Source organism: Streptococcus oralis, assembly GCF_026782235.1.
Taxonomy (GTDB): domain Bacteria; phylum Bacillota; class Bacilli; order Lactobacillales; family Streptococcaceae; genus Streptococcus; species Streptococcus oralis_CC.
The window spans coordinates 330,925-353,179 of the sequence record NZ_JAKUWE010000002.1; the positions used below are offsets into that span (position 1 = coordinate 330,925).

At 40.8% G+C, this 22,255-nt stretch carries 18 protein-coding genes; 16 read left to right on the forward strand and 2 right to left on the reverse strand.

Features of this window, described 5'->3' with window-relative positions; genetic code table 11:
* Positions 1–162: 162 nt before the first annotated feature.
* The gene (locus MK396_RS02080) at positions 163–2,268 is read left to right on the forward strand and encodes an ATP-dependent Clp protease ATP-binding subunit (RefSeq protein ID WP_061421405.1); all 2,106 of its coding nucleotides are present in this window, start codon (positions 163–165) and stop codon (positions 2,266–2,268) included.
* Between the two features lie 59 nt (positions 2,269–2,327).
* Here MK396_RS02080 and MK396_RS02085 read toward each other — a convergent pair whose 3' ends face one another.
* A complete protein-coding gene (locus MK396_RS02085) occupies positions 2,328–2,810 on the reverse strand; it encodes an S-ribosylhomocysteine lyase (protein ID WP_000032556.1) in 483 nt (160 codons plus the stop codon).
* 295 nt (positions 2,811–3,105) lie between these two features.
* Between MK396_RS02085 and MK396_RS02090 the strand changes: the two genes are divergently transcribed.
* From MK396_RS02090 to MK396_RS02110, 5 genes are read left to right on the forward strand one after another with little or no spacing between them, the layout of a single operon-like run.
* Complete coding sequence (locus MK396_RS02090) at positions 3,106–3,813, forward strand: ABC transporter ATP-binding protein (protein ID WP_000400162.1); 708 nt, start codon at positions 3,106–3,108, stop codon at positions 3,811–3,813.
* Position 3,814: 1 nt separating this feature from the next.
* A complete protein-coding gene (locus MK396_RS02095; protein ID WP_000665373.1) occupies positions 3,815–4,603 on the forward strand; it encodes a lantibiotic ABC transporter permease in 789 nt (262 codons plus the stop codon).
* Positions 4,603–5,325, forward strand: coding sequence for a hypothetical protein (locus MK396_RS02100; RefSeq protein ID WP_000588279.1), 723 nt, complete (start codon positions 4,603–4,605; stop codon positions 5,323–5,325). The genes MK396_RS02095 and MK396_RS02100 overlap by 1 nt, the downstream gene beginning before the upstream one ends.
* Before the next feature lie 12 nt (positions 5,326–5,337).
* Positions 5,338–6,036 carry a response regulator transcription factor gene (locus tag MK396_RS02105; RefSeq protein WP_000404920.1) on the forward strand — a complete coding sequence of 233 codons (699 nt, stop codon included), beginning with the start codon at positions 5,338–5,340 and terminating at the stop codon, positions 6,034–6,036.
* The gene (locus MK396_RS02110) at positions 6,003–7,034 is read left to right on the forward strand and encodes a sensor histidine kinase (RefSeq protein WP_268723507.1); all 1,032 of its coding nucleotides are present in this window, start codon (positions 6,003–6,005) and stop codon (positions 7,032–7,034) included. The genes MK396_RS02105 and MK396_RS02110 overlap by 34 nt, the downstream gene beginning before the upstream one ends.
* A 135-nt stretch (positions 7,035–7,169) precedes the next feature.
* Here the strand turns inward: MK396_RS02110 and MK396_RS02115 are convergent, their stop codons facing one another.
* Positions 7,170–8,654 carry a DUF1846 domain-containing protein gene (locus tag MK396_RS02115; RefSeq protein ID WP_042902876.1) on the reverse strand — a complete coding sequence of 495 codons (1,485 nt, stop codon included), beginning with the start codon at positions 8,652–8,654 and terminating at the stop codon, positions 7,170–7,172.
* A gap of 152 nt (positions 8,655–8,806) precedes the next feature.
* Here MK396_RS02115 and MK396_RS02120 point away from each other — a divergent pair, with 152 nt between their 5' ends.
* The 10 genes from MK396_RS02120 (at position 8,807) to MK396_RS02165 (ending at position 22,166) form a co-directional block, all read left to right on the forward strand.
* Complete coding sequence (locus tag MK396_RS02120) at positions 8,807–10,417, forward strand: glycoside hydrolase family 13 protein (protein WP_042902875.1); 1,611 nt, start codon at positions 8,807–8,809, stop codon at positions 10,415–10,417.
* Between the two features lie 169 nt (positions 10,418–10,586).
* A complete protein-coding gene (locus tag MK396_RS02125; RefSeq protein ID WP_042902874.1) occupies positions 10,587–12,554 on the forward strand; it encodes a peptide ABC transporter substrate-binding protein in 1,968 nt (655 codons plus the stop codon).
* A gap of 146 nt (positions 12,555–12,700) precedes the next feature.
* On the forward strand, positions 12,701–14,662 hold the full coding sequence (locus MK396_RS02130; protein ID WP_268723508.1) for a peptide ABC transporter substrate-binding protein: 1,962 nt from the start codon (positions 12,701–12,703) through the stop codon (positions 14,660–14,662).
* A 191-nt stretch (positions 14,663–14,853) separates the two neighbouring features.
* Positions 14,854–16,299: an LCP family protein gene (locus MK396_RS02135; protein WP_268723509.1), complete on the forward strand. Its 1,446-nt coding sequence runs from the start codon at positions 14,854–14,856 to the stop codon at positions 16,297–16,299.
* A 1-nt stretch (position 16,300) separates the two neighbouring features.
* Entirely contained in the window at positions 16,301–17,032 is a 732-nt protein-coding gene (cps4B, locus tag MK396_RS02140) for a capsular polysaccharide biosynthesis protein Cps4B (protein WP_268723510.1), read from the forward strand.
* An 8-nt stretch (positions 17,033–17,040) separates the two neighbouring features.
* Positions 17,041–17,733: a capsular polysaccharide biosynthesis protein CpsC gene (gene cpsC / locus MK396_RS02145; RefSeq protein ID WP_125841004.1), complete on the forward strand. Its 693-nt coding sequence runs from the start codon at positions 17,041–17,043 to the stop codon at positions 17,731–17,733.
* 9 nt (positions 17,734–17,742) lie between these two features.
* Entirely contained in the window at positions 17,743–18,426 is a 684-nt protein-coding gene (locus MK396_RS02150; RefSeq protein WP_268723511.1) for a tyrosine-protein kinase, read from the forward strand.
* A 22-nt stretch (positions 18,427–18,448) separates the two neighbouring features.
* The gene (locus MK396_RS02155) at positions 18,449–19,816 is read left to right on the forward strand and encodes a sugar transferase (RefSeq protein WP_268723512.1); all 1,368 of its coding nucleotides are present in this window, start codon (positions 18,449–18,451) and stop codon (positions 19,814–19,816) included.
* Between the two features lie 29 nt (positions 19,817–19,845).
* Positions 19,846–21,018, forward strand: a complete 1,173-nt coding sequence (gene cps2T, locus MK396_RS02160; RefSeq protein WP_268723513.1) for a beta 1-4 rhamnosyltransferase Cps2T — start codon at positions 19,846–19,848, stop codon at positions 21,016–21,018.
* Positions 21,019–21,020: 2 nt separating this feature from the next.
* Positions 21,021–22,166, forward strand: coding sequence for a glycosyltransferase family 4 protein (locus MK396_RS02165; protein WP_268723514.1), 1,146 nt, complete (start codon positions 21,021–21,023; stop codon positions 22,164–22,166).
* Positions 22,167–22,255 lie beyond the last annotated feature (89 nt).

A 22,255-nucleotide genomic window follows, 5' to 3' on the forward strand; every position in this document is an offset into this window, starting at 1 on the left:
AACAGATTTTGAAAAGAAGATGATAAAAGGCTTATTTAAGAAAGAAAAACCAGAAATTATACGTAGAGTAGCGATTTAGCTAGTCTAAATTTTTTAAAACAAAGGTCAAAGATAGTCAATATCAGAGATCGCAAATAATGAACAATAAACGAGGTAAAGAATATGAACAACAACTTTAATAACTTTAACAACATGGATGATTTATTTAACCAATTGATGGGTGGTATGCGAGGATATAGTTCTGAAAATCGTCGCTACTTGATTAATGGACGTGAAGTGACACCTGAGGAATTTGCTCATTATCGTGCAACTGGTCAATTGCCAGGAAATGCAGAATCTGATGCACAAATGCAACAACACGCTTCAGGTATGAAACAAGACGGTGTCCTTGCTAAACTAGGTCGCAACTTGACAGCGGAAGCTCGTGAGGGCAAGCTGGATCCTGTAATCGGACGAAACAAGGAAATTCAAGAAACATCTGAAATCCTCTCACGTCGTACCAAGAATAATCCTGTTCTGGTAGGAGATGCAGGTGTTGGTAAGACAGCAGTTGTCGAAGGCCTAGCGCAAGCCATTGTGAACGGGGATGTTCCAGCTGCTATTAAAAACAAGGAAATTATTTCTATTGATATCTCAGGTCTTGAGGCTGGTACTCAATACCGTGGTAGCTTTGAAGAAAACGTTCAAAATCTAGTCAATGAAGTAAAAGAAGCAGGGAATATTATCCTCTTCTTTGATGAAATTCACCAAATCCTTGGCGCTGGCTCAATCGGTGGAGACAGTGGTTCTAAAGGTCTTGCGGATATTCTCAAACCAGCTCTCTCTCGCGGTGAGTTGACCGTTATTGGAGCGACAACTCAAGACGAATACCGTAATACCATCTTGAAAAATGCAGCTCTTGCTCGTCGTTTCAACGAAGTGAAGGTCAATGCTCCTTCAGCAGAGGATACCTTTAAAATCCTTCAAGGGATTCGTGACCTCTATCAACAACACCACAATGTCATCTTGCCAGACGAAGTCTTGAAAGCAGCAGTGGATTATTCTATCCAATATATTCCTCAACGTAGCTTGCCAGATAAGGCTATTGACCTTGTGGACGTAACGGCTGCTCACTTGGCAGCTCAACATCCTGTAACAGATGTGCATGCTGTTGAACGGGAAATTGAGGCAGAAAAAGACAAGCAAGAAAAAGCAGTTGAGGCAGAAGATTTTGAAGCAGCTCTCAATGCCAAGACACGTATTGCAGAATTAGAGAAAAAAGTCGAAAACCACACAGAAGACATGAAAGTGACTGCAAGCATCAACGATGTGGCTGAATCTGTGGAACGAATGACAGGTATCCCAGTTTCACAAATGGGAGCATCAGATATCGAACGTTTGAAAGATATGGCTCATCGCTTGGAACACAAGGTAATCGGTCAAGACAAGGCAGTTGAAGCTGTAGCTCGTGCTATCCGTCGTAACCGTGCTGGTTTTGATGAAGGCAATCGCCCAATCGGTAGCTTCCTCTTTGTAGGTCCAACTGGGGTTGGTAAGACAGAACTTGCTAAGCAATTAGCGCTCGATATGTTTGGTACTAAAGATGCTATCATACGTTTGGACATGTCTGAATACAGTGACCGCACAGCCGTATCTAAATTGATCGGTACAACAGCCGGTTATGTGGGGTATGATGACAACAGCAATACCTTGACAGAACGAGTTCGTCGTAATCCTTACTCTATCATTCTCTTGGATGAGATTGAAAAGGCTGATCCTCAAGTAATCACCCTTCTCCTTCAGGTCTTGGATGACGGTCGTCTGACTGATGGTCAAGGAAATACAGTGAACTTCAAGAACACGGTCATTATCGCGACATCAAATGCTGGATTTGGCTATGAAGCTAACTTGACTGAAGATGCGGATAAACCAGAGTTGATGGATCGTTTGAAGCCATTCTTCCGTCCAGAGTTCCTTAACCGCTTTAACGCAGTTATCGAGTTCTCACACTTGAATAAGGAAGACCTTTCTAAGATTGTGGACTTGATGTTGGCGGAAGTCAACCAAACCTTGGCTAAGAAAGACATTGATTTGGAAGTCAGCCAAGCGGCTAAAGACTTTATCACAGAAGAAGGCTATGACGAAGTCATGGGTGTTCGTCCTCTCCGTCGTGTGGTTGAACAACAAATTCGTGATAAGGTGACGGACTTCCACTTGGATCATCTAGATGCTAAACATTTGGAAGCGGATATGGAAGATGGCGTTTTGGTTATTCGTGAAAAAGCCTAACTTACGATTTTGAGAATAAAAAAAGAAGGAACTAGCTAAAAGCTGGTTCCTTTTTGTGTTTAGATGATATGGCGCTCAAAGGCATCATCTGAGATTCCTTGTTCCAGGATGAGTTTCGCCCATTCTTTAGCAGAAAAGAGGCTGTGGTCCTTGTAGTTTCCGCAAGATTCGATGGTTGTTCCAGGAACATCTTCCCAAGTAGTGGTTTCAGCGATTTCCTTGAGCGAATCTTTAATAACAGCAGCAATTTCAGCACTGGTATGGCGTCCCCACATAATCATGTGAAAACCTGTACGGCAGCCAAATGGCGAACAGTCAATCATGCCGTCAATGCGGGTACGGATGAGTTTTGCCAAGAGGTGTTCGATAGTGTGAAGCCCAGCAGTAGGGATAGAGTCCTCATTTGGCTGTACCAAGCGAATATCAAAGTTGGAGATGACATCTCCCTTTGGTCCGGTTTCTTCCCCAATCAAGCGAACATAGGGGGCTTTAACAATGGTGTGGTCAAGTTCAAAACTTTCAACAATAACTTCTTTTGACATGGTAGTTCCTTTCAGTTTTCTTCTTTCATTATAACATAAAGGGTGCTGTTGATGGAGTTTGATAAATGACTTTTTGGTACTAGAATGATAATAAAGTCTCTATACATAAACCTCAGAATTATAAAGAAAGAATGGAGAGAAGAATACCTTGTGAAAGAAAAGTTTAGTTTTTCTAGTGGAACTAAGGTGAATTTTGAAAATTGGATCAACTTTTTCTGAAATTTCTGTTTAATCTCTGAACTAATTCTGAACTAGATTGGGTATACTGGAGAAAATAAAGACAAAGGAGTTCAGTATGGAACATATTGTAAAAATTGATCGTGTTTCTAAAAAATATGGAGACAAGCAAATTTTAAAGGATATTTCTTTTACAGCTAGGAGTGGTCGCATTACGGCTTTTCTAGGACATAATGGTGCAGGAAAAAGCTCGACCTTGAGGATTCTCTTGGGCTTAGATCGGGCGACAGCAGGAACTGCGACTTTTGATGGGCAAACCTATCAGTCAATGATTTATCCTCTCAAAACAGTAGGTGCAGCTTTTGACGGTATTGGAGGTCTGCCAAATAGAAAGGTTTACGACCATCTGCATATTATTGCTGCAAGTAATGCTATTCCGAAGTTTCGGATTGATGAGGTATTGGATATGACTGGGATCGCTCATAAGAAAAAGGATTTCTTATCAAGCCTGTCTCTAGGAGAGGGGCAGCGCCTGGGGTTGGCAGTAGCTTTACTAGGTGATCCCCAGTTTTTAATATTAGATGAGCCGACCAATGGACTGGATCCAAGTGGGATTAAGTGGTTTAGAAGGTTTATTCGCCAGCAGGCTGATTTAGGGAAAACCGTCCTTCTATCCTCTCATATTCTGTCTGAGGTACAAATGGTAACAGATGATGTAGTCTTGATTCATCATGGGCAAATTATCGAACAGGGAACGCTAGAAGATGTATTACAAGGAACAGATAGTTTAGAAGAGCTCTTCTTCGACTTAACAGAGGAGGTTTAAGATGAAAGAAACGATGTCCTTATTGCATTCAGAGTGGTTGAAAATCCAATCAACCAAGGCTTTCAGGGTAAGTGTGGTCTTTATGCTGTTATTGGTACCTGTTGTGTCATGGCTAGAGGGACGTCAGTATCTGTCTATCGGTTTAGATGCGACCCCTGAGACGGTTCCCGGTCTGGCAGAAGCTATTGATCCGCTTGAATATCTAGGTCTTAATGGCGCTTCTATGGGTGGTATGGTTTTAGTCATCTTATCTGGAATTTTGGGAGCAACGGAATTTCAGTCTCATAGCTTGCGAACCAGTCTATTGGCTTGTAATAACCGCTTGAAGCTACTTATGGGGAAAATATTGACCTTTGGTTTGTTTTCACTCATCATTAGCTTGTTATCCATTTATTTGAGCTATATTGTCATGCACTTGGCTTTAGGAAAAGAAGGGCTACATCCAATTTTACTTAATCAAGCTGCCTGGAGTCATCTTTTATGGAAGGCACTAGCTACTGCATTGCTAGGTCTCTTGTCCTTTTTATTGGGATTGCTTGGGCGGACGATGTTGCTTCCCTTACTCTTTCTTGTGCCCCAGCTCTATAATCTGGGAAACTACCTGGCAGCTCATACGAGTTGGGGTGCTTATCTGCCACAGCCCGCAGGAGAGTTATTTGTTGCAACGCCGACTTCCCAATATGCCAACAATCCCTTGCAAGGACTCTTGATACTAAGCGTATGGTTGCTAGTCATCGGCGTCATGGCCTCTCTGCGCTTTTTGAAGACGGATTTAGGAGGACGCTACTGATGATAAAAGCTCTGCTTAAAAGTGAATGGATTAAGTTTCGTTCTTACTATCTCGTTCTTGGTGTCGCCTTGGTGGCTCTGGTAGTCGTTCCTTTTTTTCTGATGAATCTTGACTACAGTCAGACAGCAGTTGGCCAGACAAAGGCTCTGAGTGAAGCTTTGCATGCTCTCTATCTGGCGCAGCCTGTCATCGTCATCTTTACTTCCCTCTATTTTGCCCAGGAGTTTGTCAAGTCTGGGATGCGAACGAATTTTCTAACCGTATCAAATAGAAAGGCTTGGTTGGCTGGGAAATTCCTTTTTCTGGCCGTTCTGCTCTTGGTTCTCTACAGTGTCATGATAGGCAGCTGTTTCTTTGTTATGCTGGCTCGATTTGACCTAGACTTTAGCTGGCCCTTACTGGGGAAATTCCTCTATTACAGCTCTTTTGGTCTTCTCAGCAATCTTTTTCTGGCTCTTTTAGCTGCTGGTCTCGCTTTGCTCTTTCAATCTTGGGTTGTGCCGGTGTCGGTGCTATTTCCTCTCTTGATTGGTCTTAGCCGTTTATTGACAACTTTTATCAAAGAAGCAAAGTACCTGCCCGATCTGGCTACGCTAAATCTTTTTGAGTATGAAGGGCTTCAGCATTCAATAGATCTATCAGGGTTGGGAATACAGCTGTTCTGGCTAGCTTTGATTTGGAGCTCTGCTATATTCTTGACCTTGAAACGAGATGTTCGCTAGAGGTATGCTATAATGGAAATCATGAGACAGTATCGTATTTTGGTGGTTGATGACGACCGGAGCATTTTAAAGCTGGTGAAAAACGTCCTAGAGCTAGATGCTTATGACGTGACGACGCTTGATCGGATAGAAGAGCTCGAGCTGACGGATTTTGTAGGATATGATTTGATTCTGCTAGATGTGATGATGGAGCCTGTTAATGGTTTTGAGCTGTGTTCCTACATTCGTCCTCATCTTTCGTGTCCAATTATCTTTCTGACAGCTAAGGAGTTAGAGGCGGACAAGGTGGAAGGGCTCTTTCGAGGAGCAGATGACTATATTGTCAAGCCTTTTGGGACCAAAGAATTGCTGGCGCGTGTCAGAGCTCATCTTCGGCGGGAGGAAAGACGGGAGGAGCGATATTCTGAAATTGCTTCTTGTCAATTTTATCCAGAGCGCTATGAAGTTGCCTATTTTGGTAAAGTCTTGAAATTTTCAGAGCGAGAGTTTAAGTTGCTGCATTTACTAGCTAGCAATCCCAAGCAGACCTTTTCAGCTGAACGCCTGCATACCTTGCTTTACCCAGAAAGCTCAGAAACACAGCTTCGCTCCATCTCAGAATACGTATATCAGATTCGCCAAAAATGCAAACAAGAAGGGCTGCAAGCAATCGCAACAGTGAGAGGAGTAGGCTATAGATGGCAATTAGAACCCGAAATTTCAAAAGCCTAGTTTGGACAACCAGTTTAAAAATCGTCTTTTTCCATGTTTTGATTTTTGTGCTTATAGGCTATGAATTTACGCAAGGAAGTGATTACGTTCTTTTCACCTTGTTCTTCTGGGCAGGGAGCTTGCTGCTGATTACTTTTTATCATATTTTGAAATTGCTCCGAAAAATCGACAGGGAAATAAAAATGCTAAAGAGCGAGAAGCTTTTAGAAGAAAATCAAAGTCAGCTTTTTCGGATTGAGGAAATGCTAGAAGTCTATAGCGATTTACGGAGCAGCCACCAAGAAAATGCTCGTCTTCTAGAAAGAGAGCAGCAGCATAATCAGGAGTTGATTTTACAGCTGTCAGCGACATCGCACGATTTGAAGACGCCCCTAACTGTGATTAAAGGGAACGCTGAGCTCTTGGAATTGGCGCAGTTGGGCCATCCACAGGCAGACTATGCTGCTGAGATTTTGCAGGCTAGTCACAAGATGGAAGAGTATTGTGGCTCTTTGATTGATTACGCTAAGACTTTTCAGATTGATTCTAATCAGTTCATTCAGCTTTCCTTAGGGGACTTTTTGGCTTATCTACAGGATGATTGGGCACTGTTCAGCAAACAGGAAAGCCATCGTTTCTACCTCCAAGAAGATTGTGATCTTAGCTTGAGATTGTCCATTCATTTGGACTATCTCAAGCGAGCTTTGCTCAATATTTTACTGAATGCGCTTGAACATGCAGACCAGAATCAAAAGGAAGTCAAGCTGATGGTATCAGTGCAGCAGGACCAGTTGGTTTTTGCTATCTGGAACAATGGACCTGCATTTTCAGAGGAGATGCTGCTAGGAGCGGAACGGCTCTTTTATCAGAGTGACCAAAGCCGCAATTCAGCTAATCCCCATCATGGTATCGGCTTAGCCTTTTCTAAGCAGGTAGCTCTCTTGCATGGTGGTCGTCTGACCCTGCTCAATCTAGACCAAGGAGGAGCCTCTGTCGAGTTGACAATTTCATTGAAATAAATGAGGATGGAAAAATCATAAAAACGCATAATACCAAGTGTCCAAAAGACTTGATATTATGCGTTTGATTTTTTTATTATGTAAAGATTTACTGGATTTTTATCTCGAATTGAGTTTTTGTCCAGCCTTGTTTATTTATTTGCGATACAAGCGATCGTATTGGTAGAATGGGTCAAAGGTTACGTTGATACCTAGTTTGCGAAGGACGTTCTTGTCTTCATCGGTCAAGATGATGGTTGAATGAGCTTCGCTTCCTTTGAGATTCCCAAGTTCTTCCATGGCACGCGCAGCATCAGGATTTTCCATAGCTGTGATTGCAAGTGCAATCAAAATTTCATTTGAGTGGAGGCGAGGATTGCGGCTACCTAGATGATCGATTTTAAGACCTTGAATTGGTTTGACGACTTCAGGCTCGATTAGTTTCACTTCCTTAGCGATGTCAGCTGATTTTTTGATAGCATTGATCAAGGCAGCAGCTGTAGGACCAAAGAGTTCAGAGTTTTTACCAGTCACGATTTCCCCATTTGGCAATTCAAGGGCTAGGGCAGGGCCACCAGTTTCTTCTGCCTTTTGGCGTGCTGCGACAGCAACCTTGCGGTCTGCAGGTGTGATACCGAGGTCGTTCATGAGAAGTTCAATCTTCTTGACAGCAGTTTCTCCGACTTTTTCAGCTTTAAAATCAAGAACAGTTTGATAGTAGCGACGGATGATTTCTTGTTTAGAAGCTTCGACAGCAGCTTCATCATCTGTAATAGCGAAACCAACCATGTTGACACCCATGTCTGTTGGTGAAGCGTATGGAGATTCACCTAGGATACGTTCCAACATACGTTTGAGAACTGGGAAGATTTCGATATCACGGTTGTAGTTGACAGTGGTTTCTCCGTAGGTTTGGAGATGGAAAGGGTCAATCATATTGACATCGTCAAGGTCTGCGGTGGCAGCCTCATAGGCCAAGTTGACTGGATGATGAAGGGGCAGGTTCCAGACTGGGAAGGTTTCAAACTTAGCGTAACCAGACTTGATGCCATTGAGTTGGTCATGGTACATATTGGACATACAAGTTGCCAATTTTCCAGAACCAGGTCCAGGAGCGGTTACGACGATTAAGTTGCGACTGGTTTTGATGTAGTCGTTTTTCCCCATGCCTTCGGGAGAAATAATGTGATCCATATCCGTCGGATATCCTTTGATTGGATAATGAAGATAAGAATCAATCCCATTTTTATCTAACTGGTTGCGAAAGGCATCTGCAGCAGGTTGGCCAGCGTATTGTGTGATGACAACTGAGCCAACAAAAATTCCCAATTCGTTAAATTTATCAATCAAACGAAGAACTTCTTGGTCATAAGAAATGCCTAGGTCGCCACGCGCTTTAGAATGCTCGATGTTGCTTGCGTTAATGGCGATCACAACTTCAACCTGCTCTTTCAATTCTTGCAAGAGCTTGATTTTATTGTCAGGCTCATAACCAGGAAGGACACGAGCAGCGTGGAAATCTTCTAACATTTTGCCACCAAACTCCAAATAGAGCTTGCCGTCAAATTGGTTGATGCGCTCCAAGATATGATCGCGCTGTAGATTCAAATATTGTTCAGAACTAAAAGCTTGTTTTTTCATTTTTTTACCTCTGATCTCTATTATAATAAAAAATTGGAAGATAGGAAACTACGGAGTCAAAAAAGAAATCAAAAAGATTAGGCAAACGCTTGCACTAAGTTTAAAAAAGCGCTATCATAGACTATAGATTATTAAAATAATGAGGTAAGAAGATGCAAGAAAAATGGTGGCACAATGCCGTAGTCTATCAAGTCTATCCAAAGAGTTTTATGGATAGCAACGGAGATGGGATTGGCGATTTGCCAGGAATTACTAGTAAGTTGGACTATCTAGCCAAGTTAGGAATCACAGCGATTTGGCTTTCTCCTGTTTATGATAGCCCTATGGATGATAATGGCTACGATATTGCTGATTATCAAGCGATTGCAGCTATTTTCGGAACCATGGAGGACATGGACCAACTCATCGCAGAAGCTAAGAAACGTGATATTCGAATTATCATGGACTTGGTGGTCAATCATACCTCAGATGAACACGCATGGTTTGTCAAGGCTTGTGAGAATCCTGATAGCCCTGAGCGTGACTACTATATCTGGCGAGATGAGCCCAATGATTTGGAGTCTATCTTTAGTGGGTCTGCTTGGGAATACGATGAAAAGTCGGGTCAATACTATCTCCACTTTTTCAGTAAGAAACAGCCGGATCTCAACTGGGAGAATGAAAAACTTCGTCAGAAAATCTATGAGATGATGAACTTCTGGATTGATAAAGGTATTGGTGGTTTCCGTATGGATGTCATTGACATGATTGGGAAAATTCCTGATGAGAAGGTAGTGAATAATGGTCCTATGCTCCATCCCTATCTCAAGGAAATGAATCAGGCGACCTTTGGCGACAAAGATCTTTTGACAGTAGGGGAAACATGGGGGGCAACGCCAGAGATTGCCAAATTCTACTCTGATCCAAAGGGACAAGAATTGTCTATGGTCTTCCAGTTTGAACACATCTGTCTTCAATATCAAGAAGGGCAACCTAAGTGGCACTACCAAAAAGAGTTAAATGTAGGGAAGTTGAAAGAAATCTTCAACAAATGGCAGACAGAGTTAGGAGTTGAAGACGGCTGGAATTCCCTCTTCTGGAACAATCATGACCTTCCTCGCATCGTCTCTATCTGGGGAAATGAGCAAGAATACCGTGAAAAATCTGCTAAAGCCTTTGCGATTTTGCTTCATCTCATGAGAGGGACGCCTTATATCTATCAGGGTGAAGAGATTGGAATGACCAACTATCCTTTTGAAACACTGGACCAAGTAGAAGATATTGAATCCCTCAACTATGCGCGTGAAGCTCTTGAAAAAGGTGTTCCGCTCGAGGAAATTATGGACAGTATCCGTGTCATCGGACGTGATAATGCCCGTACCCCGATGCAATGGGACGAGAGCAACAACGCTGGCTTCTCAACAGGTCAACCTTGGTTGGCAGTTAATCCAAACTATCAAGAAATCAACGTTCAAGAAGCACTAGCAAACCCAGATTCGATTTTCTATACTTATCAAAAACTCGTGCAAATCCGTAAGGAGAACAGCTGGCTGATTCGAGCTGACTTTGAATTGCTTGATACAGCTGACAAGATCTTTGCTTATATCCGTAAGGACGGTGACCGTCGTTTCCTAGTTGTGGCTAACTTGTCCAATGAAAAACAAAACTTTTCAGTAGAAGGAAGAGTTAAGTCAATCTTGATTGAAAACACTACTGCTAAAGAAGCAGTTGAAAAACAAACCTTGGCTCCATGGGATGCCTTCTGTGTGGAACTAACGGATTAAAATAAGTGAACCTCAAGCCTTTGATGCTTGGGGTTCTTTTACTAAAAAATATATAGAAAAGCCTCTAAAAAATATTTGTTAGAATTTTCTAAAAAATCTGGCTAAAGTCCTTGCTTTTATGAAAAAATAGGGTATAATGGTGAAAACACTATCTTTAAGGAGATTACTTATGAAATCGAAAAAGTGGCTCTTAGGAGCAGGTGCTGTTTTGAGTGCAGCCCTACTGTTAACTGCTTGTGGGCAAAGTGAAAAGAAAGCGGATGCTCCCAAGACTTTCTCTTATGTCTACGCTATGGATCCATCTTCTTTGGATTATAGTGTGACGAGCAAGAGCTCAACCTCTGACGTTATAGCAAACGTTGTTGATGGTCTTTTGGAAAATGATAAGTATGGGAACTTAATTCCATCACTTGCAGAAGACTGGTCTGTTTCAAAGGATGGTTTGACTTACACCTACAAACTTCGTAAGGGTGTAAAATGGTATACTTCTGATGGAGAAGAATACGCTGAAGTTAAGGCCAAAGACTTTGTTACTGGGCTTAAACATGCTGCTGACGGAAAATCAGATGGTCTTTCTTTGATTCAGGATTCTATCAAAGGTTTGGCAGAGTATGTTAGTGGTGAGAGCAATGATTTCTCTACCGTAGGAGTTAAGGCTGTTGATGATTACACGGTAGAATACACGCTCAACAAACCAGAAAGTTTCTGGAACTCTAAGGTCACAACTGCAACCATGCTGCCAGTTAATGAAGAATTTTTGAATTCTAAAGGGAGCGACTACGGTGCACCAACCCCATCAGGTATCCTATATAATGGTCCTTATTTCTTGAAATCATTGACTTCAAAATCAGTCATCGAATATGAAAAGAATCCAAACTACTGGGATAAGGACAATGTCAAGATTGACAATATTAAACTAACTTTCTACGATGGATCAGACCAAGAATCTTTGATTCGTAGCTTTACACAAGGTGCCTATACAACAGCTCGTCTCTTCCCAACAAGTTCAAATTTTGAGTCAACTAAACAAGAGTACGGCGATAAGATTGTTTATAGTCCACAAGAAGCGACAAGCTACTACCTCACTGTTAACGTAAACCGCCAATCTTATAATAAAACAGCCAAAACAGACGAGGCTCAAAAAACTTCAACGAAAGAAGCTCTTCTCAACAAGAACTTCCGTCAGGCGCTGAACTTTGCTCTTGACCGTCATTCTTATACTGCTCAGTTGAATGGTGAAGAAGGTGCGAACAAGATTATCCGTAACAGCCTAGTGCCTCATGACTACGTTCAAGTGGGTGAAAAAACCTTTGGAGAGTTGGCACAGGCAGAGCTCGTTTCATATGGAGACCAGTGGAAAGATGTAGCCCTTACAGATGGCAAGGATACGATTTACAGTCCTGAAAAAGCTAAGGCAGCCTTTGCTAAAGCCAAGGAAGAATTGCAAGCCAAGGGTGTTACCTTCCCAATCCATTTGGATATCCCCGTTGAACAAACAGATGTAATCGCGGTTCAACAAACCAACTCACTCAAGCAGTCTATCGAATCATCACTTGGTACTGAAAATGTCATTGTCGATGTCCTTCAAATGACCGATAATGAGAAATTGAGCATTACATCTCAAGCCAAGGTTCCATCCCAAAAAGACTATGACTTGAACGGAACTGGTTGGGGGCCAGACTATCAAGACCCAGCTACCTACCTCAACATCCTTGATGCTAAGAAGGGTTCTGCCCTTAAACACTTGGGGATTAAGCGCGGAAATGATCCAGAAGTGATGGCTCAAGTTGGATTGGACGAATACAAGAAACTCTTGGATGACGCTGCAGCTGAAACAAGCGACCTTAACAAGCGTTATGAAAAATATGCTAAAGCTCAAGCTTGGGTATCGGATAGTTCACTTTTAATCCCAGTTGCTTCTTCAGGTGGTTCTCCAACGGTTAGCCGTACTGTACCATTTACAAAAGCTTACTCTCAAGTCGGGATCAAGGGAGACCCATTTGTGTTCAAAGGTTTGGAGTTGCAAAATGACGTTGTGACTGCAAAAGAATACGAAGAAGCCTTCAAGAAATGGCAACAAGAAAAAATCGAGACAAATGCCAAATACCAAAAAGAACTTGAAAAACACGTCAAGTAATCTATAAATAGACAAGGAAGTTGCAGGAAACTGTGCTTCCTTTTTGTTTTGAGACACCAGTTGTCATAAAAGCAGCAACTTTACATTTTTGAATAAATTTGATAAAATATGGTTATGTTATAAAAAGTGACATAAAGGAGTGAATGATGATCAAAATGAAAAAAAGACTAATCGGGACAGGTCTTGTCTTAGCGACAGGTATTTTGCTCTCGTCATGTGGACAGTCCAATACAGATACTAGCACTTATTCATCAACATTTAGTGCAAATCCGACAACTTTTAACTATCTTCTAGATTATTATGCGGATAACACTGCCGTTATTACCAATCTCGTAGATGGTTTGTTAGAAAATGACAGCTATGGGAACCTCGTACCTGCTCTTGCGGAGGATTGGTCTGTTTCATCAGATGGTTTGACCTATACCTACAAGCTTAGAAAAGATGCCAAGTGGTATACGGCTGATGGTGAGGAATACGCTTCAGTCAAAGCTCAGGATTTTGTCACTGGGATCAAATATGCCGCGGACAATAAGGGGCAAGCCATGGATCTGATCCAAAATTCAATCAAGGGATTGAATGACTATGTGACGGGTGTGACCAATGACTTTTCAACTGTCGGTGTCAAAGCCTTGGATGATTACACAGTCGAGTACACTTTGACTCGACCAGAACCGTATTGGAATTCAAAGACAACCAATAGTATTCTTTTCCCAGTCAACGAAGAGTTCTTGAAATCAAAGGATAAAGATTTTGGTACCTTGACACCAGACAGTATCCTTTATAATGGTCCATATCTGTTAAAAGATTTCACATCAAAATCTTCGATCGAATATGTGAAGAATCCACACTATTATGACCATGATAAAGTAACCATTGAAAAAGTTAAGTTAGCTTACTTTGATGGGTCAGATCAGGAGATGACCATTCGAAACTTTGAAAGTGGTGCTTACTCGATTGCAGGAGTCTATCCAAATAGTTCGAACTATGCTAAGACAAAAGAAAAATACCAAGACAATATCGTCTATAGCTTACAAGACAAGACATCATGGTACTTTAACTTTAACGTCAACCGCAAAACCTATAATCATACCGCTAAAACAACGGACGAACAAAAGAAATCAGCTCAAACAGCTATCTTAAATAAAAATTTCCGTCAGGCTATCAACTTTGGTATTGATCGAACAGCCTACTCTGCTCAATCTAACGGTGAAGAAGCAGCGAGCAAAACCCTTCGTAATACTCTGGTTCCCCCAACATTTGTTCAGGTGGGAGATAAGACCTTTGGAGAAGTGACAGCTTCTAAACTTGTAAACTATGGAACTGAGTGGTCAGGTATCAATTTTGCAGACGCTCAAGATGCTTACTTTAACAAGGAAAAGGCCCAAGCAAAATTTGCAGAAGCTAAAAAGGAATTGGAAGCTCAAGGCGTGACTTTCCCAATCCATTTGGATGTCCCTGTTGATCAGACGAATAAAAATGCGGTTTCTGGTATGAACTCGGTTAAACAAACCCTTGAAACAGTACTAGGTTCTGACAATATCGTCATTGATGTTCAACAGCTTTCTACAGATGACTTTGGAAATGTTGCCTTCCTAGCACCAAATCCAGCAGCTCGTGACTACGACCTAAACTTTGATGGTTGGGTTGGTGATTACCAGGATCCATCAACTTATCTAGACCCCTTCAATGCTGAAACCGGCTTCTATCTCAAGATTTTTGGCTTTGATGCCAAGGAAGACCAAGAACTCATCAAGAGTCTAGGGTTAGATACCTATACACAACTACTAAAAGAAGCAGATGCCGAGAACAAAGATGTCGCTAAGCGTTATGAAAAATACGCTGAAGCTCAAGCTTGGATGATTGACAATTCTCTAGTCATGTCTGCCATGTCAAATGGTGGTACAGCCTCTGTAACCAAAGTAACTCCGTTTACACGTGCCTACTCCCTAGTGGGTATCAAGGGTGACGGAAATAATTATAAGTACATGAGATTGCAAAAAGACCCTGTTACCAAGAAACAATTCGACGATGCCAAGGCTAAGTGGGAAGCAGAAAGTAAAAAGGCTATTGAAAAGAGCCAAAAAGAGTTTGAAAATCATGTCAAATAAAAACAGAAATGGGGCCCCATAATAAGGGGCCTTGTTTTTGTTTTATCAAGGATTCCGTTAATGGAAGTCATAAATTCAAAATATAGCTAAGAAAAAATGAATGAAAGCGCTGATAATATCAGGAATGGATGGAATTTCTTTCATGATTGTGATATAATAATCATAATTATTAACGTGTATAGGGGATTGCCATGAGTAAACGTTCAAAGAGAAATCGTTCAGGAAATGTGAAACGAAGTATTAATATAGCTTTATTAGCCATTTATTTATTATTGAGTGGCTCTTTGTTGTTCTTAATTTTTAGACATAACATCCTAGCCTTTAGGCATCTCAATATCTTAGCTACCGTTCTAGTTTTACTATCTGCTGTCGCAGCTCTACTTTTAATAGTATATAAGAAAGCCGAAAAGTTCACGATTTTCTTTTTGGTACTTGCGGTGTTGACTAGTTCGGTTTCGCTATTTGCTCTGCACCAATTTGTGGGCTTGACTAATCACATCAATGCGACATCAAACTACTCAGAGTATTCGATGAGTGTTGTGGTTTTAAAAGATAGTGAAATCAACAACGTTACCCAGTTGGATAGTGTGACAGGTCCGGCTGAAACGGATAATGACAATATCCAAAAATTGATAGCGGATATTAAGACGACTCAGAGCAAAGACTTGACGGTTGAACAAAGTGCATCTTACTTAGCAGCCTATAAGAGCTTGATTTCAGGTGATGCGAAAGCGATTGTCTTGAACAGTGTCTTTGAAAATATCATTGAAGCAGAGTATCCAGATTATGCTTCGAAGATTAAGAAAATCTATACGAAAAAACTAACCAAGGATGTTGCGGCACCAAAGGTATCTAAGAATCAATCCTTTAATATTTATATCAGTGGTATTGATACCTACGGTCCTATCAGTTCAGTTTCGCGTTCAGACGTCAACATCTTGATGACTGTAAATCGAGATACCAAGAAAATCCTTCTCACTACAACACCTCGAGATTCTTATGTTCCGATTGCGGACGGAGGAAATAATCAAAAGGATAAATTGACTCACGCAGGGATTTATGGAGTGGACTCATCAATTCATACCTTGGAAAACCTATATGGAGTTGATATTAACTACTATGTTCGTTTGAATTTCACCTCTTTCTTGAAATTGATTGACCTTCTAGGTGGTGTGGATGTTTATAATGACCAAGATTTCACTTCTTTGCATGGGCAGTACCATTTTCCTGTCGGGAATGTCCATCTAGACTCTGAAAAAGCCCTTGGTTTTGTCCGCGAACGCTACTCTCTAGCGGATGGAGACCGCGACCGCGGTCGGAACCAGCAAAAAGTCATTGTTGCCATCATTCAGAAGTTAACATCAACGGATGCTTTAAAGAATTATGACAACATTATTCAAGGATTGCAAGACTCTCTTCAGACTAATATGCCTTTGGAAACCATGATGGACTTGATTAATACACAGTTGGATAGTGGTGGTCAGTATAAGGTTAATTCCCAAGACTTAAAGGGAACTGGTAGAACGGATCTTCCATCCTACGCTATGCCAGATAGCAACCTCTATATGATGGAAATTGATGAAAGTAGCTTGGCTGCAGCCAAGGCAGCTATCAAAGATGTGATGGAGGGGAAGTAGCATGATAGACATCCATTCACACATCGTTTTTGATGTGGATGATGGTCCGAAGTCGATAGAGGAGAGTAAAAACCTTTTAAGAGAAGCCTATAGTCAAGGGGTTAGGACCATTGTTTCAACGTCTCATCGTCGGAAAGGGATGTTTGAGACGCCAGAAGAGAAAATAGCAACTAACTTTTTGAAAGTTCGCGAAATGGCCAAGGAGGTGGCAGATGATCTTGTCATCGCTTATGGTGCAGAAATATACTATACGCCAGATGTTGTCGAAAAATTGGAAAAGAAATTGATTCCAACCCTCAATGATAGTCACTATGCTTTGATTGAGTTTAGTATGAATACACCCTATCGAGATATACATAAAGGACTGAGCGATATTCTCATGTTAGGGATTGCACCAGTTATTGCCCATATTGAGCGTTATGATGCTCTAGAAAATAATGAAAAGCGAGTTCGGGAGCTGATTGATATGGGGTGCTATACCCAGGTCAATAGTTCTCATGTCTTGAAACCAAAACTCTTTGGAGAAACCTACAAATTCATGAAAAAGAGAGCACAGTATTTCTTGGAACGTGATCTAGTTCATGTCATTGCTAGTGATATGCATAACTTGGATCGTAGACCACCTCATATGGAAGAAGCCTATGATATCATTGCTAAAAAGTATGGCGAAGATAAGGCGAAGGAACTTTTCAAAGATAACCCACGAAAAATAATAATGGATCAATTGATTTAGGAGAAACAATGAAAGAACAAAATATGATGGAAATTGATGTGTTTCAATTGCTTAAAATTCTTTGGAAACGGAAATTTCTAATTGCACTGGTAGCAATCGTAACTGGGGTAGTAGCCTTTGCCTACAGTAGCTTTATCGTAAAACCTGAATATACCAGTACGACACGTATCTATGTAGTTAATCGTAATCAGGGAGATAAGTCAGGGCCAACAAACCAAGATTTGCAAGCAGGATCTTACTTGGTTAAAGACTATCGCGAAATTATTCTTTCGCAAGACGTTTTGGAGAAGGTTGCAACGGATTTGAAACTGGATCTTTCTCCAAAGGATTTGACTAAAAAAGTTAAGGTAACAGTTCCGGTTGATACACGTATCGTATCGATCTCTGTTACAGATCGTGCACCTGAAGAAGCAAGTCGTATTGCCAACTCATTGAGAGAGGTTGCAGCTCAAAAGATTATTAGTGTTACACGGGTTTCAGATGTGACGACACTCGAAGAGGCTCGTCCAGCAACCTCGCCATCTTCACCAAACATTCGTCGTAATACCATGATTGGATTTCTTGCTGGAGCAGTTGTGATGATTGCTACTGTTATTCTTATCGAACTCCTAGACACACGGGTTAAACGACCAGAAGACGTTGAGGATGTTATGCAAATTGCATTATTAGGAGTTGTTCCAAATCTGGATAAATTGAAATAGGAGAGAAGAATGCCAACGTTAGAAATCGCACACAAAAAATTGAATCAGGCAAGAAAAGCAGAGGAATATTACAATGCGCTTCGTACCAATATACAATTGAGCGGAAATAACTTAAAAGTTATTTCCATTACATCAGTAAAACCGGGGGAAGGGAAGTCAACTACTTCTACCAATATTGCTTGGGCCTTTGCGCGTGCTGGATATAAGACGCTTTTAATTGACGCCGATATTCGTAATTCTGTCATGTCAGGTATTTTTAAATCGCGTGAAAGGATTACGGGACTAACAGAATTTTTATCAGGGACAACAGATTTATCACAAGGATTATGTGATACGGATGTTGAAAATTTGTTTGTCATTCAAGCTGGTACCGTTTCCCCAAATCCAACAGCTTTATTGCAAAGTGAGAATTTTAAGACTATGCTTGATACTTTGCGCAAGTACTTCGATTACATCATTGTGGACACCGCTCCTATCGGGGTTGTGATTGATGCGGCTATCATCACTCAGAAATGTGATGCTTCAATCTTGGTGACTGCAGCTGGTGAAACAAACCAGCGTGATATTCAAAAAACCAAAGAGCAATTGGAACAGATAAGCAAACCGTTCTTAGGAATTGTGCTGAATAAATTGAATACCTCGGTTGAAAAATATGGATCATATGGAGCTTATGGCTCTTACGGTAAAAAATAAGAGATAGCTTGGGGAAGATATTGTGGAAGAAAAAGGATTGAAGATTACTTTGGCGGTAATCCAGAGTTTTCTTGTCATTATATTAGCTTATGTACTTAGTTTTGTTAGAGAAACAGAGATTGTGAACACCTCTGTTATCATCTTGTTCATTCTGCATTTTGTTGTTTTTAACATCAGTGATTATGGGCGTGATCTTTTTAAAAGGGGTTATTTGGCTGAGTTTATCAGCACTACAAAATATATCGTTTTCTTTGCTTTAGCCATCAGTATTTCAAACTTCTTTTTAGAAAATCGTTTTAGTATCTCTAGACGAGGCATGATTTATTTTTTGACAATACATTCTATTTTGTTGTATTTGTTGAATCTGTGTATTAAACGCTATAGGAGACGTATATTTCCAAATTTCAAGGGGAGTAAAAAGATATTCTTGATAACAGCTACTTCTAGAGTTGAGAAAGTTGTAGATAGACTGATAGAGTCGGGAGATATTTTTTGGGAATTGGTGGCGGTCAGTGTTTTGGATCAGCCTAGTTTTCAGCATGCATCCGTAACCGTTGTACCTGCAGAGAACATCTTAGACTTTGCTACCCATGAAGTTGTTGATGAAGTTTTTATCAATTTACCAAGTGAAGAGTATGACATTGGGGAGTTCATCTCTCTTTTTGAAACAATGGGAATTGACGTGACAGTCAACCTGAATGCTTTCAATAACTATCTAGGTAGCGATAAAAAGATTCGCGGAATGGCAGGCTTGAATGTCATTACGTTTTCCACAAAATTTTATAAGACAAGCCACGTCATTGCTAAACGTTTCATTGATATCATAGGTTCGATTATCGGACTACTTATTTGTGGATTGGTGAGTATTGTTTTGGTTCCGGTGATTCGAAAAGATGGCGGACCCGCTATTTTTTCTCAAACTCGTATCGGAAAAAATGGTCGACATTTCACTTTTTATAAATTTAGATCTATGTGCGTGGATGCTGAGAAAAAGAAACAAGAGCTCCTTGAACAAAATACCATGCAAGGTGGTATGTTTAAAGTCGATGATGATCCTCGTATAACAAAGATAGGGAGATTTATCCGTAAGACCAGTCTAGATGAACTCCCTCAGTTTTGGAATGTTTTAATGGGAGATATGAGTTTGGTTGGGACACGTCCCCCAACACTTGATGAGTATGAAAAATATACTCCTGAACAGAAACGTCGTCTTAGTTTTAAGCCAGGAATTACTGGTCTATGGCAGGTGAGTGGTCGTAGTAAAATCACGGACTTTGATGATGTTGTCAAGCTGGACGTGGCTTATATTGATGATTGGACCATCTGGAAAGATATTGAAATATTGTTAAAGACCGTCAAAGTGGTATTTATGAGAGAAGGGGCGAAGTGATTTGTGCCCATCAGTCTGTTAGGAGAGAAATGAAACAGTCAGTTTATATTATTGGTTCAAAGGGAATTCCTGCTAAGTATGGAGGATTTGAAACCTTTGTTGAAAAATTAACCGAATATCAAAAAGACAGCAACATACAATACTATGTTGCTTGTATGCGTGAAAATTCAGCTAAATCTGGCATCATGGATGACCAGTTTGAGCATAATGGAGCCATTTGTTTCAACATTGATGTACCCAATATCGGCCCGGCTCGTGCCATTGCTTACGATATTGCAGCGGTCAATAAGGCTATTGAATTGGCTAAGGAAAACAAGGACGAGGCTCCCATTTTTTACATTCTAGCTTGTCGCATCGGGCCTTTTATTTCTGGTCTCAAGAAAAAGATTCGTGCGATCGGTGGACGGTTGCTGGTAAATCCAGATGGTCATGAATGGCTACGAGCAAAATGGAGCCTGCCAGTTCGTAAGTACTGGAAATTCTCAGAGCAACTCATGGTCAAGCATGCTGATTTATTGGTATGTGATAGCAAAAATATCGAAAGATATATCCTAGAGGACTATAAACAGTATCAACCAAAGACCACCTATATTGCCTATGGAACGGATACTGCTCCTTCAAGACTGCAAGCAGAAGATACCAAAGTCCGGAATTGGTATCAGGAAAAAGGAGTCAGTGAAAATGGCTATTATCTAGTGGTGGGGAGATTCGTCCCTGAAAACAACTACGAAGCAATGATTCGTGAATTTATCAAGTCCAAGTCCAAGAAGGATTTTGTCCTCATCACAAATGTGGAGCAAAATAAATTTTACGATCAGTTGTTACAGGACACTGGTTTTGACAAAGATCCTAGGGTTAAATTTGTTGGGACTGTCTATGACCAAGAATTGCTCAAGTACATTCGTGAGCATGCTTTTGCCTATTTCCATGGACATGAGGTTGGGGGAACCAACCCTTCTCTACTGGAAGCCCTAGCCTCCACAAAACTGAATTTGTTGCTAGATGTTGGTTTTAACCGTGAAGTTGGTGAAGATGGGGCTCTCTATTGGAAGAAAGATCAATTAGCAAGTGTCATTGATCAAGCTGAGCAATTGGATGAACAAGCTATAGAAGATCTCAATCAAAAATCAAGTAAACGTATCTCTGAAGCCTTTACTTGGGAAAGAATTGTTACAGATTACGAAAAAGTATTTAAAGGATAGAAATGCAGAAAATTTTATATCTCCACGCTGGTGCTGAAATGTATGGCGCTGATAAGGTTTTGTTGGAGCTTATTAAAGGTTTGAATAAAGACGAATTTGAAGCACACGTTATCTTACCCAATGATGGTGTCCTAGCCGGTGCATTGGAGAGTGTTGGTGCTAAAGTTAAAGTTATCGATTATCCAATCTTGCGTCGTAAATATTTTAATCCTAAGGGGATTCTTGAGTATTTTAGCTCATATAATCGTTATTCAAAGAAAATCGCCGAATATGCTAAGGAAAATGGAATTACTCTCCTTCACAACAATACTACTGCAGTACTTGAGGGGATTTATCTCAAACGTAAATTGAAACTTCCTCTAATTTGGCATGTGCATGAAATTATTGTGAAACCAAAAGCAATCTCTGATTTCATCAACTTTTTGATGGGACGTTATGCTGATACGATTGTGACGGTATCACATGCTGTAGCCAACCACGTCAAGCAGTCTCACTTTGTAAAAGATGACCAAGTTCAAGTCATCTATAATGGTGTTGACAATGCCGTATATCATGAAATGGATGCCAAGGCCGTCCGTGATCAGTTTGGTATCGCACAAGACGCACTTGTCATCGGTATGATTGGTCGAGTTAATGCCTGGAAAGGTCAAGGCGACTTCTTAGAAGCTGTGATTCCAATCTTGAAGGCTAATCCAAAAGCAGTTGCCTTTTTGGCAGGTAGTGCATTTGAGGGTGAAGAGTGGCGTGTTGATGAGTTGGAAAAAACTATCTTAGCCTCACCAGTTGCTAGACAAATCAAGCGCATCAACTATTATAGTAAGACGACAGAGCTCTATAATATGTTTGATATCTTTGTCTTACCAAGTACCAATCCAGATCCTCTACCAACAGTAGTCCTCGAAGCCATGGCTTGTGGCAAACCTGTAGTGGGTTACCGTCATGGCGGTGTCTGTGAAATGGTGAAGGAAGGCGAAAATGGCCTCCTAGCCACACCAAATCAGCCTGCAGAATTATCGAAGGCCATTCAAGAATTAGTTGAGAAGACTGAGAAGAGAGAGCAATTTGGCAAGGCATCGGTCAAACGTCAAAAAGAACTTTTCTCATTACAAAGTTATATTCGTAATTTCTCAGAGTTGTATAAGAACTAATAATGGTTATTAATAAGAAACTTGTCAACTATTATGGTATTTGGAATAATATCAACTGGAGGATGACGATATATAGAACAATGAGAGAA